This window comes from Cytobacillus sp. FSL R5-0377, assembly GCF_038004385.1.
Lineage (GTDB): Bacteria > Bacillota > Bacilli > Bacillales > Cytobacillaceae > Cytobacillus.
Window position 1 is genome coordinate 897,933 of sequence record NZ_JBBORA010000001.1, and the last position, 12,074, is coordinate 910,006.

At 39.9% G+C, this 12,074-nt stretch carries 12 protein-coding genes; 5 read left to right on the forward strand and 7 right to left on the reverse strand.

All coding sequences use genetic code 11. The features are described from left to right. Positions 1–88 precede the first annotated feature (88 nt). On the forward strand, positions 89–475 hold the full coding sequence (locus tag NSQ49_RS04405; RefSeq protein WP_159862510.1) for a small peptidoglycan-associated lipoprotein: 387 nt from the start codon (positions 89–91) through the stop codon (positions 473–475). A 43-nt stretch (positions 476–518) separates the two neighbouring features. Here the strand turns inward: NSQ49_RS04405 and lpdA are convergent, their stop codons facing one another. The 5 genes from lpdA to NSQ49_RS04430 form a co-directional block, all read right to left on the reverse strand. Then, positions 519–1,928: a dihydrolipoyl dehydrogenase gene (gene lpdA, locus NSQ49_RS04410; protein WP_076261605.1), complete on the reverse strand. Its 1,410-nt coding sequence runs from the start codon at positions 1,926–1,928 to the stop codon at positions 519–521. 6 nt (positions 1,929–1,934) lie between these two features. After that, entirely contained in the window at positions 1,935–3,281 is a 1,347-nt protein-coding gene (locus tag NSQ49_RS04415; protein WP_159862509.1) for a dihydrolipoamide acetyltransferase family protein, read from the reverse strand. 84 nt (positions 3,282–3,365) lie between these two features. Further along, entirely contained in the window at positions 3,366–4,343 is a 978-nt protein-coding gene (locus NSQ49_RS04420; protein WP_159344888.1) for an alpha-ketoacid dehydrogenase subunit beta, read from the reverse strand. 3 nt (positions 4,344–4,346) lie between these two features. After that, positions 4,347–5,462 (reverse strand): pyruvate dehydrogenase (acetyl-transferring) E1 component subunit alpha, encoded by a 1,116-nt coding sequence (gene pdhA / locus NSQ49_RS04425; RefSeq protein ID WP_159862508.1) that lies wholly within the window; start codon positions 5,460–5,462, stop codon positions 4,347–4,349. A gap of 596 nt (positions 5,463–6,058) precedes the next feature. Further along, positions 6,059–6,727, reverse strand: a complete 669-nt coding sequence (locus NSQ49_RS04430; protein ID WP_159862507.1) for a YkyA family protein — start codon at positions 6,725–6,727, stop codon at positions 6,059–6,061. 262 nt (positions 6,728–6,989) lie between these two features. Here NSQ49_RS04430 and NSQ49_RS04435 point away from each other — a divergent pair, with 262 nt between their 5' ends. Together NSQ49_RS04435 and def are read left to right on the forward strand one after the other, a co-directional pair. Beyond that, positions 6,990–7,124, forward strand: coding sequence for a YjcZ family sporulation protein (locus NSQ49_RS04435; RefSeq protein WP_159862506.1), 135 nt, complete (start codon positions 6,990–6,992; stop codon positions 7,122–7,124). Between the two features lie 175 nt (positions 7,125–7,299). Continuing rightward, positions 7,300–7,851: a peptide deformylase gene (gene def, locus NSQ49_RS04440; protein ID WP_251283170.1), complete on the forward strand. Its 552-nt coding sequence runs from the start codon at positions 7,300–7,302 to the stop codon at positions 7,849–7,851. Between the two features lie 66 nt (positions 7,852–7,917). On the opposite strand, the gene NSQ49_RS04445 is transcribed toward def, so the two are convergent. Then, a complete protein-coding gene (locus tag NSQ49_RS04445) occupies positions 7,918–8,694 on the reverse strand; it encodes a Cof-type HAD-IIB family hydrolase (protein ID WP_159862504.1) in 777 nt (258 codons plus the stop codon). A gap of 632 nt (positions 8,695–9,326) precedes the next feature. Between NSQ49_RS04445 and NSQ49_RS04450 the strand changes: the two genes are divergently transcribed. Beyond that, positions 9,327–9,539: a DNA-dependent RNA polymerase subunit epsilon gene (locus tag NSQ49_RS04450; protein WP_251283169.1), complete on the forward strand. Its 213-nt coding sequence runs from the start codon at positions 9,327–9,329 to the stop codon at positions 9,537–9,539. A gap of 3 nt (positions 9,540–9,542) precedes the next feature. Further along, positions 9,543–11,210 carry a ribonuclease J1 gene (gene rnjA, locus NSQ49_RS04455; protein ID WP_159862502.1) on the forward strand — a complete coding sequence of 556 codons (1,668 nt, stop codon included), beginning with the start codon at positions 9,543–9,545 and terminating at the stop codon, positions 11,208–11,210. Positions 11,211–11,317: 107 nt separating this feature from the next. On the opposite strand, the gene NSQ49_RS04460 is transcribed toward rnjA, so the two are convergent. Then, complete coding sequence (locus NSQ49_RS04460) at positions 11,318–11,977, reverse strand: potassium channel family protein (protein ID WP_159862501.1); 660 nt, start codon at positions 11,975–11,977, stop codon at positions 11,318–11,320. Positions 11,978–12,074 lie beyond the last annotated feature (97 nt).

A 12,074-nucleotide genomic window follows, 5' to 3' on the forward strand; every position in this document is an offset into this window, starting at 1 on the left:
ATGGAATGGAAAAATCTAAAGACTTCTAGCCTGTTTTATATCAGTCTTTTGTGTAAGGTGGAATTTATTATAAAGTGAGGGCAAAAGGATGAAAGGTGTGCCATTGATATTGATTACTGCACTCTTGCTTGTCACCTCTTCATGCAATCATAAGGAAGTAAAAGAAGAGCTGAGGATTGACGACAGTGTTAAGCAGCTTATTTTTTTTACTGATAAAAAACAATATGAACAGGAAATATCCTATTATGATGCCATCATCGAATTAAAAAAAAGCTATCCTGACCTGATTAAAGATATGAAAGTGATAACAGAAGCTGAAGCCAGTAACTTAAGCAATTATAAGGTAGAAAATTGCCCAGCCATAATGCTAGTATATCAGGACAAAGTTTTAGTAGAAATAAAAGGAACTGTATCTAAAGATAAAATCATTTATCCGCTCACCCAAGCAATGGATGAAGAAAACGAAGATCAATAATAACCTAAAAAAATCCTTCCCTGACAGGGAAGGATTTTTTGAATTATTTTACGATGTGAATTGGGCTTCCAATAGCAACTTCTGCTGCTTCCATTGTAATTTCACCCAATGTAGGATGAGCATGAATAGTCATAGCAAGATCTTCTGCAGTCATGCCTGCTTCAATAGCCAAACCAAGCTCTGCAATCATGTCTGATGCACTTGCACCGGCAATTTGCGCACCAATTACAAGTCCATCCTCTTTGCGTGTCACAAGCTTTAAGAAACCATCAGTGGAATCAAGTGCAAGGGCACGGCCATTGGCAGCAAATGGGAACTTAGCTGCTGTTACTTCAATTCCTTCTTCTTTAGCCTGCTGCTCTGTATAGCCTACAGAAGCCAATTCAGGCTCAGAGAATACAACCGCAGGGATAGCTAAGTAATCAATTTCTGCGTTATGGCCAGCAATTGCTTCTGCAGCAATCTTACCTTCGTAAGAAGCTTTATGAGCTAATTGAGGACCTGCAACAATATCCCCGATCGCATAAATATTGCTCACACTAGTACGGCATTGTTTATCAATTTCAATAACACCGCGTTCAGTCATCTTAACACCGGCTTGCTCTAAGCCAAGTTCGTCTGTATTTGGACGTCTTCCGACCATTACAAATACATAATCTGCATCAAGAGATTTCTCTTCGCCTTTTTCTTCAAACTTAACTGTAACCCCATTTTCATTCTCTTCAACACCCTTAGCAAGTGCCTTCGTAATGAATTCAACGCCTTTTTTCTTAAGGTTGCGTTTAACAAGAGATGTCATTTGCTTCTCAAAGCCGATTAGAATATCATCTGCACCTTCAAGAATCGTTACTTGTGAACCAAAGTTAGCATATGCTCCTCCAAGCTCGATTCCGATAACACCACCGCCGATTACGACGATTTTCTCAGGGATTTCCTGAAGGGCAAGAGCGCCTGTTGAATCAAGAACACGTTTAGAGAATTTGAACGTTGGCAATTCAATTGGACGAGATCCTGTTGCAATAATTGCATTTTTGAACGTGTAAGTTTGCGCTGAATTTTCATCCATTACACGAAGGGTATTACCATCAACAAAGTATGCTTCACCGCGTACGATGTCAACTTTATTCCCCTTTAATAGTCCTTCAACTCCGCCTGTAAGCTTCTTGACTACACCGGATTTGAATTCTTGAACTTTTGTAAAGTCAACTTTTACGTTCTCAGCTGTAATTCCCATTACATCTGAGTGCTTAGCATTTTCGTAGCGGTGGCCAGCTGCGATTAAAGCCTTTGAAGGAATACATCCAACGTTTAAGCACACTCCGCCCATATTAGCTTTTTCTACGATTGTAACTTTTTGTCCAAGCTGTGCTGCACGAATTGCTGCAACATATCCCCCTGGACCCGCACCGATGACTATAGTATCTGTTTCGATTGGGAAATCTCCTACTACCATTTGTAATTACGCCTCCATTAGCAATAGTTCTGGATCGTTCAGTAAACGCTTGATGTGATTCAATGCATTTTGTGCAGTAGCTCCATCAATAATTCTGTGGTCAAAGCTTAATGATAAAGCCAATACTGGAGCAGCAACAATTTCTCCATCTTTCACTACCGGCTTTTCAGCAATGCGGCCAATTCCAAGAATGGCAACCTCTGGGTGATTGATGACAGGAGTAAACCACTGTCCACCTGCAGAACCGATATTTGTGATTGTGCATGAAGCACCCTTCATTTCGTCTGGAGCAAGCTTGCCGTCACGTGCTTTACCAGCCAGTTCATTGATTTCATTTGAAATGGCAAATGTAGATTTGCGATCTGCATCCTTAACAACTGGTACAAGAAGACCTTTTTCAGTGTCTGCTGCAATACCGATGTTATAGTAGTGCTTTTGAATGATTTCACCTGCTGCATCATCAATTGAAGTGTTCAGTGCAGGGAATTCACGTAATGCACTTGTTAATGCTTTTACCACATAAGGAAGGAATGTAAGCTTAATTCCTTTATTCGCTGCAACTTCTTTAAACTTCTTGCGGTGTGCAACAAGTTTCGTTACATCAATTTCATCCATTAATGTAACGTGTGGAGCAGTATGCTTAGAGTTTACCATAGCTTTGGCAATTGCCTTGCGGATTCCGCTCATTTTCTCGCGTGTTTCCGGATATTGTCCAGCAGGAATCGCCTGAGCAGCTGCAGGTGCAGTTTCTTTGGCTTCAGTTTGTGGTGCAGCTTCCTTAGCTGGCGCTTCCTTAACTTCGGCACCGCCATTTAAGAATGCATCAATGTCATCTTTCTGGATGCGCCCGTTTTTGCCGCTTCCAGCTACCTGGCGAATATCTACACCTTTGTCCCGTGCATATTTTCTTACTGAAGGCATAGCAATAATACGGCGGTTAGGATCAACATCCGTTTCAGAAATAACGACGCCTTCTTTACGTGTATCCTGAGCAGGAGCCTCCTCTTTCTTTACATCCTGGCCAGCTTCGGCAGTTGCCTGTACCTGACCTTCTGTTTTTTCTTCTTTAGGAGCCTCATCTTCATGGTCTCCCTTGAATTTAAGATCTTCATATCCTGGAGCATCAAAAGTGATCAAAACTTGACCTACAGTTGCAACTGTTCCTTCTTCAACTAGGACTTCTTCTACTTTACCTTTAACTGGCGAAGGAATCTCTACAACCGCTTTATCATTTTGAACCTCACAAAGCACGTCATCTTCTTGTACTTCGTCACCCGGCTTTACAAACCACTTGACGATTTCACCTTCATGGATACCTTCACCGATATCAGGCAATCTAAATTGGAATGCCAATGGAATTCACCCTCCTATTTTTTCAATCGTTCTAGTAAAACACGTCAGGGGGATATTTTCCCCCTTGTGTCATTAGTTATTCAATTAAAATTCAAGTACTTTTTTAGCTGTTTCAATTACATCTTTATAGTTTGGAAGCCATACTGTCTCAGCCTGCGGGAAAGCAAATACCGTATCCGGTGCAGCTACACGGAGAACCGGTGCTTCCAGGCTAAGAATTGCACGGTCATTGATTTCTGCCACAACATTTGCTGCGATACCAGCTTGCTTTTGAGCTTCCTGAACAACAATGGCTCTTCCTGTCTTTTCAACAGAAGCAATAATTGTTTCAATATCAAGAGGTGCAACTGTACGCAAGTCAATAACTTCGGCAGATTTCCCTTCTTTTTCAAGCTCTTCAGCAGCTTTTAAAGATTCATGGACCATTGCCCCGTAAGTTACAATTGTCACGTCAGAACCTTCACGTTTAACTTCTGCTTTGCCAAGCGGAATTGTGTATTCCTCTTCAGGTACTTCCTGGCGGAAAGAACGATACAATTTCATATGCTCAAGGAAAATAACAGGATCGTTATCGCGAATAGCTGAGATAAGCAGCCCCTTTGCATCATAAGGAGTTGCAGGGATAACAACTTTTAATCCAGGCTGCTGAGCCATTAAACCTTCAAGGCTGTCAGCGTGCATTTCAGGAGTATGTACCCCTCCCCCGAATGGTGAACGGATTGTAACCGGTGAATTATATCTTCCGCCGGAACGGTAACGCATACGTGCAAGCTGGCCGGAAATAGAATCCATTACTTCATAAACGAATCCAAAGAATTGAATTTCAGGTACCGGACGGAAGCCCTGTAAACCAAGACCGACTGCCAGACCGCCGATTCCGGATTCAGCTAGAGGTGTATCAAAAACACGCTCTTCGCCAAACTCTTTTTGAAGGCCTTCGGTAGCACGGAAAACGCCGCCGTTAACGCCCACATCTTCACCGAATACCAATACATTCGGATCGTTGCGCAATTCTGTGCGTAGAGCATCAGTAATTGCCTGAATCATTGTCATTTGCGCCATGGCTTACTTCGACTCCTTTTCTTTGTATATTTCATACTGTTCTTTTAGGTTGTAAGGCATTTCTTCATACATGATGTTCATAAGGTCAGTAACCTTTTGCTTAGGTGTGTCATCAGCCTTTTTAATAGCTTCTTTAATATCTTCTTTTGCTTGTTCAATTACTTCGTTTTCCATATCTTCATTCCAGATTCCCTTATCTTCAAGGAACTTGCGGAAACGAACAAGAGGATCTTTCTTTTCCCATTCATTATCAAGGTCAGAAGTACGGTAACGTGTTGGATCGTCACCAGCCATTGTGTGCGGTCCGTAACGGTAAGTCAGTGTTTCAATCAATGTTGGACCTTCACCATTCAGTGCACGTTCACGAGCTTCCCGAACAGCTGCATAGACAGCAAGCGGATCCATGCCATCCACCTGAATTCCAGGAATACCGGCTGCCACTGCTTTTTGAGCGATTGTTTTAGCTGCTGACTGTTTTTCAACAGGCGTAGAGATTGCAAAACGGTTATTTTGCACAATAAAGATAGCAGGTGCTTTGAATGCTCCTGCAAAGTTGATGCCTTCATAGAAGTCACCTTGTGAAGCTCCGCCGTCGCCAGTATAAGTAATGGCAACTTTCTTTTCGCCGCGCTTCTTCATGCCAAGGGCAACCCCTGCAGTCTGGATATATTGCGCACCAATGATAATCTGTGGTGAAATAACATTTACACCTTCAGGGATATTACCGCCTTCAAAATGCCCGCGTGACCAAAGGAAAGCCTGGTATAACGGAAGGCCATGCCAAATAATTTGAGGCACATCACGATATCCTGGAAGAATGAAATCTTCCTTCTCCAGTGCAAATTGAGATGCAAGCTGAGAAGCTTCCTGTCCGGCAGTTGGTGCATAGAAGCCCAAACGGCCTTGTCTGTTAAGTGAAATAGAACGCTGATCAAGAATACGAGTGTAAACCATGCGGCGCATTAATTCCTGAAGCTGCTCATCGCTTAATTCAGGCATTGCTGAATCATTAACAACCTTGCCTTCTTCATTTAGAATTTGTAGAGTTTGGAACTGTTCTTCAACTGTTTCGAGCTGCTTTTTCGCATCGAATTGTGCCTTCTTTGTTTTAGAAGCCATATCAGTCACCCTTTCCTTTCATAAAAAGACGTTAATTAAGAGTTTTTATACACAAAATTTAGGTTACCCAAAACGAAGCCATATTAGATACTCTTTCAATTAGCAAAAAAGTTCCTCTTTCAGGCGTGTTTTTATTAGCATCTCTAAATAGCAGAACGTTCTTTTCTGCCATATGCATACTTTAAATAGTGTTCCACAGATCACTTCTAAAAAAACGTCTTTCTGTTCATCTTTAACTATCATATTCTGTATTAGTTTATTTTGCAACAAAATTGATACAGAATTACTTACGAGAATTAGTTTAATACACCTGAATGACCTTCGTCAATTACCTTGCTTCTTGTTTTTTTATCGATATCATACTTTTTATTCTTTAAATCAACTTTTAAAACTGTATTAACGCATATATACATTCTGTACTATAAAAAACTATTATATTTCAATGTGTTATAGTAAAGAAACTGCACTAAAGTTACTTTAAAATAAAGACAGCAGCTCAAAATGAAGAAAGCGGATTCATTCTGCCAGGTGTCTCCTTAAGCAATAATTGACAAAAAACAAAAAAATGCCGCGCATTTAACATGCCGGCATATACTTTATTCTTTTGTATTTATTTCGAGCCCTGCTTCTTTATAGAAATCCAATTTTGCTTCATTATACTCTTTTGTTTTTTCGTTAAACTGCTTATTTGAAGACAAAATCTTTTCGTACATTTCATTTATTTTGCTAATCTGATTTTCCAGCTGATCGAGAGTAAGGTCTTCCTTTTTAAACATTGCATACAGTTCTTTATCTAATTGCAGCGCATTGGAATAATCCTGGTATAGAGTGTCATGTATCTTATACCTATCCATCATAATTTCTTGCAATTCTTTTGCTCTATCCTTCAATTTTTGACTCTCTATCTCCTCTATTACCGGAGACAATGATTCAAATTCCTTTTTTGATGCCAGTATGCTTTTCTGTTCTTTCTCCATGTGTTCTTTGCGCTGCACTACAATCGCAGAAGCCTCATCAGACAGCTTCTTAATTTCCTCGAAATCCTTCATTCCCAGGTTAATAATTTTATCGTATAATTGCTTTTCTCTTGTCTCCAGCTTAACGAGCGGTTCCTGCTGCTTTTCAAAATCCTTTTCTTTTTCAACTACCTTTTCCAGAACATCATACACTTTTTCCTCTGGTTTTTGCTCATTGATACAGCCAGAGAGTAAGATAGCCGCTAAAATAAAAACAGGCAGCAGTCTGCTATTGTTCAAAATTGACACGTTGAAACCTCCTTACTATAACATTTTTAACTATAAAGGTACCCGCCCTGTTTGACAATAGCCCTTTGGTTTGACACTTTTCGCACCTGTTCACAATTTGTCCTTGTTCCAGGTGTATTTAAAATCTATTCATTCCATTTTTCCTTTATAACTTGGGCAAAGGCCTACACCAATCATCATATGAAACATAGGCTATATTAATCGTCCGATGCGGCAAGTCAAAAAAATGGACGATAATCTTACTTTAGGGAGGTTATCCTTCATGTACGGTTATGGCGGATACGGTTATGGATGCGGTTATCCAGTAGCGGGTGCCGGCTACGGCAGAGGTTTTGCGTTAATTGTAGTATTATTCATTCTCTTAATCATTGTTGGCTGCGCTTGCTGGAAGTTTTAATTATTTGAGAAGGTGCCAAAAGCACCTTCTCATATTAACTTTTTTGCTCCTCTCTGGTAGACTGAATATACTAATATAAAGTATGTTTGGCATATTTTTGGCATTTCCATTTAGTTCTTCTTGCCAATAATGTAGCCATTTTTTTATTCTTTATTACATAGCGGGAGTGATAATCATGCTGAGCATGAAAGATATTATACGCGATGGCCACCCAACTTTAAGGAAAATTGCTGCGGAAGTTAACTTGCCTCCATCTTCAGAAGACAAACAAGTCCTGCAGGAAATGTTAGAATATGTTAAAAACAGCCAAGACCCTGAGCTTGCTACAAAATATGGTTTAAGGGCTGGAATTGGATTGGCTGCTCCTCAAATTAATGTTTCCAAAAGGATGATTGCTGTTCATGTAGCCTATAGCGGCGAACTGTTTAGTTATGCATTGTTCAACCCTAAGATCATCAGCCATTCTGTGCAGCGTTCTTATCTGTCTGCAGGAGAAGGCTGTCTGTCTGTTGATGAATCCATCCCAGGTTTTGTGCCCCGATATGCAAAGGTAACTGTCAAAGGAACTGACCTGGAAGGCAATGAACTAAAACTTAAACTAAAAGGGCTTCCTGCCATTGTGTTTCAGCATGAAATTGATCATTTGAACGGAATTATGTTTTACGATCATATCAATAAACAAAATCCGTTTCAGCCAATTAAAAATGCCATTGCTATTGAGCGATAGAATGCAGATGCAGTACTAGCATAAAAGAAAGCCTCCGTCTACTGAATCGGAGGCTTCTTTGCGTTCTTATATTAATTGAAGTTCCTTTAATCCCTTCCAGATTCCTTCTTGATCGACTCCAGATGTTACACGGTCTGCTGCCTTCTTAACTACTTCTTCTGCATTCCCCATGGCTATCCCCGTTCCGACAGCATTCAGCATCTCTATATCATTCAGCCCATCTCCAAAAGCATATACATCCTTCAAATCAAACCCAAGCCTTTTTATCATTTGCTTTATCCCTTCAGCTTTGGACCCGCCAGCAGGCAAAACATCAACGGAATATGGATGCCATCTTATAAACCCAAAATGAGGATATGCAGCTGATGAAATATACTTTTCCTCATCTTTTTCCTCACAGAACAGCAGTGATTGATATAATTCCCTACCGGTGTAAAACTCATGGTCTTCCTCAGGGTGCGGGAACTTTAAGCTTCCCATGCTTTCCTCTATAAACGGATGATGAGTTACCGAAGATTTCATTGTTTTCTCATTCATAAACACTAACGGATGTCCGTTTGATTGTGCATGCCTGTACAGTTTTTCAATTTCAGCCGTCTTAAGGGGATTGCGGTATATCGGCTCGTTTTCAAAAACGACATATTGGCCGTTAAAGCTTACAAATGAATCAATATCAAGCTCACTGCGCAAATTCTCATACATAAAAGGCGCCCTGCCGGTAGCAATCGCCACGAAAGTCCCATTCTTTTTCAGTTTGTCAATTGCCTCTTTCGTACTGTCAGGCAAATTTTTTTCATGATCCAATAAGGTCCCATCTATATCAAAGAAAACAATCTTTTTCATTAAAACAAACTTCCTTTCAGGCGATATTCTACTTGCTTCCATTAAATATTTTATCGTAATAAAACACTAAACCCATAAAGTAAAAAAGTCAATTTCATTGTTATTAACAACTCGAGTTTCCATTTTTATCCTCGAGAGATTCAACTATATTTACCATATAATATAATTAAGAAAAGCGGAATCTCCCTGCCTGCGAAGGATCGGGGACGAAAAAGACATTAGGTCATAATGCCAAAGCGTTTACTATCAAGACAGGCAGCATTAGAAGCAGCCATTTTAATTACTAAATCTGCTTAAAACGTCCTTGCTGCCTTTACTTTGGACAAGGATCGTTTAAAATAGAAAGTAAGGAGTTGATCCACTATGTTAAAGAAGCTGAGAAAGAAGCTTTTAAAACAGTGGAATGAAATGCTTCGAAAAAAATCTATTGCCTGACAAATTTGAGCCCTTCAAACTTGCGAAGGGCTCCTTCCTTATTGTAAATTGGTTATCAGTATACTTATTACATAAATTCGGAAGCGTTTTAGCATTAGAAGAATTAATATTCATATCCCGCAGGAAAAAACATGTAATACATGTTATTATTTTATATATTAGATAAAAGTTTTTTATCGGATTAAGGAGAGATTGAAATGATTTTCAAGGTATATTATCAGGATTCTAAGACAGAGGTACCGGTTAGAGAAAAAACAAAATCTATTTTTGTGGAAGGCGAGTCTGAAAGAGACGTACGCAACAAGCTTGCTGACCGCAACTATAATATTGAATTTGTAGCATCTGTTCAAGGAGAATTCCTGGAATATGAAAAACAAAGTGAAGACTTTAAAGTATTGGAGATTGAGTAATTTATGAAATTTGTAAAAAATGATCAAACAGCCGTTTTCGCCCTGGGCGGACTTGGGGAAATCGGAAAGAACACTTACGCGGTGCAATTTCAGGATGAAATTATCCTGATTGATGCAGGAATTAAATTTCCTGAGGATGAACTTCTCGGAATCGATTATGTTATTCCTGATTACACATACTTGGTTAAGAACGAAGATAAGATAAAAGGGTTATTTATCACTCACGGACATGAAGACCATATTGGAGGAATTCCATATCTTCTAAGAGAAGTTAACATCCCGGTTTACGGCGGAAAGCTTGCACTGGGGCTACTTAGAAATAAACTTGAAGAACACGGACTATTAAGACAGACCACTCTACATGAAATCAAGGAAGACGATATCATTAAATTCAGAAAAACTTCCGTAACTTTCTTCAGAACAACTCATAGTATTCCTGATTCATATGGTATCGTTGTCAAAACACCTCCAGGACAAGTTGTTCATACTGGAGATTTCAAGTTTGATTTTACTCCTGTAGGAGAGCCGGCAAATCTGACGAAAATGGCTGAAATCGGTAAAGAAGGCGTGCTTTGCCTGCTTTCTGACAGCACAAATAGTGAAATACCTGAATTCACTATGTCTGAACGCCGGGTTGGCGACAGCATTCATGACATCTTCCGCAAAGTTGAAGGAAGAATCATCTTTGCCACCTTCGCTTCTAATATCCACCGTCTTCAGCAGGTGACTGAAGCAGCCGTTACAAATGGCAGAAAAATTGCTGTCTTTGGCAGAAGTATGGAAGCAGCCATAAATATCGGACAGGAATTAGGATATATTCAGGCACCAAAAGATACTTTTATTGATGCACATCAAATTAACAGACTTCCAGCCAACCAGGTAACGATTCTATGTACAGGAAGCCAGGGAGAGCCGATGGCGGCCCTTTCAAGAATTGCAAATGGAACGCATCGCCAGATACAGATCATCCCTGGTGACACTGTTGTATTCTCTTCGTCACCTATTCCTGGGAACACAATCAGTGTCAGCAGAACGATTGACAGACTTTCCCGTGCAGGTGCAGAAGTCATTTATGGAAAATTAAGTGATATTCATACATCCGGCCATGGAGGTCAGGAAGAACAGAAATTAATGCTTCGTTTAATAAAGCCAAAATTCTTCATGCCAATCCATGGAGAATACAGAATGCAAAAAATGCATGCTAAATTGGCTGTAGATTGTGGAGTGGAAGAAGAAAACTGCTTTATCATGGATAATGGTGAAGTTCTGGCTCTCAGCGATGATTCTGCCCAGGTAGCCGGAAAAATCCCGTCTGGATCTGTCTATATTGATGGAAGCGGAATCGGTGATATCGGAAATATTGTTTTACGAGACCGCCGCATACTTTCTGAAGAAGGTTTAGTGGTTGTCGTAGTGAGCATCAATATGAAGGACTTCAAAATTGCCGCCGGCCCTGACTTAATTTCCCGCGGATTCGTATACATGAGGGAATCAGGGGATCTAATTAATGATGCTCAAGCACTAATTACAAAACACTTAAGCAAGGTTATGGAACGCAGAACAACTCAATGGTCAGAAATCAAGAATGAAATCACTGACACGCTTGCACCATTTCTTTATGAAAAAACAAAGCGCCGTCCAATGATTTTGCCGATTATCATGGAAGTTTAATAGTTCCGGGCGTATTTCCGGTTTTGGATAGACACGGAATGTTATGTATAAACTTATACGAATAAAAAGGCTGTATCGCTCACACGAGAGATACAGCCTTTTTTAAATTAGGACATCACTTTCTTTTCAAATCGGTTGATATCTACGTCTGCTCCAATAACAATAAGAATATCATCAAATTGTATTTTTTCATTTGCCTGCGGAGAAACGAGAATTTCATTTTTTCTTTTAATTGCCACAATGTTGATTCCGTATTTTGCCCGGATATCAAGATCTATAATGCTGTGACCTGCAAGTTTTTCATTAGCAACGATTTCTACTATGCTATGCTCATCAGAAAGTTCCAGATAATCGAGAACATTATTTGACACAATACTATGAGCAATCCTTCTGCCCATATCCCTTTCAGGATGAACAACCTGGTCGGCGCCTATTTTCCTTAACACCTTAGCGTGATAATCATTTTGCGCTTTTACGGTAATCTTATTAACGCCTACCTCTTTTAAAATTAAGGTTGTCAGGATAGAAGCCTGGATATTATCGCCAATCGCCACAATAACATGGTCAAAGTTTCGTATTCCCAAACTTTTGATGACGGATTCATCCGTAGTATCACCAACTACTGCGTGCGAAGCAACTCTCGCGAATTCGTTAACACGATCTTCATTAACATCAATCGCCATAACTTCCATTCCTTCTTCAGCAAGTGCATGGCATATGCTTCCTCCAAAACGTCCAAGTCCGATAACAGCAAATTCTTTCTTCATCCTATCTTCCCCCAGCAAAGTTAGCAATATAGACAATCATACCATAATAGCACCCCAAGCAATATACACTGCTTCTGACAAAATAAAACCTCCGCAT

Excerpts from the sequence above, each read along its gene's own strand:
- NSQ49_RS04405 (WP_159862510.1), top strand. The coding sequence starts at position 89 with ATGAAAGGTGTGCCATTGATATTGATTACTGCACTCTTGCTTGTCACC.
- lpdA (WP_076261605.1), bottom strand. The coding sequence starts at position 1,928 with ATGGTAGTAGGAGATTTCCCAATCGAAACAGATACTATAGTCATCGGT.
- NSQ49_RS04420 (WP_159344888.1), bottom strand. The coding sequence starts at position 4,343 with ATGGCGCAAATGACAATGATTCAGGCAATTACTGATGCTCTACGCACA.
- pdhA (WP_159862508.1), bottom strand. The coding sequence starts at position 5,462 with ATGGCTTCTAAAACAAAGAAGGCACAATTCGATGCGAAAAAGCAGCTC.
- NSQ49_RS04435 (WP_159862506.1), top strand. The coding sequence starts at position 6,990 with ATGTACGGTTATGGCGGATACGGTTATGGATGCGGTTATCCAGTAGCG.
- def (WP_251283170.1), top strand. The coding sequence starts at position 7,300 with ATGCTGAGCATGAAAGATATTATACGCGATGGCCACCCAACTTTAAGG.
- NSQ49_RS04445 (WP_159862504.1), bottom strand. The coding sequence starts at position 8,694 with ATGAAAAAGATTGTTTTCTTTGATATAGATGGGACCTTATTGGATCAT.
- NSQ49_RS04450 (WP_251283169.1), top strand. The coding sequence starts at position 9,327 with ATGATTTTCAAGGTATATTATCAGGATTCTAAGACAGAGGTACCGGTT.
- rnjA (WP_159862502.1), top strand. The coding sequence starts at position 9,543 with ATGAAATTTGTAAAAAATGATCAAACAGCCGTTTTCGCCCTGGGCGGA.
- NSQ49_RS04460 (WP_159862501.1), bottom strand. The coding sequence starts at position 11,977 with ATGAAGAAAGAATTTGCTGTTATCGGACTTGGACGTTTTGGAGGAAGC.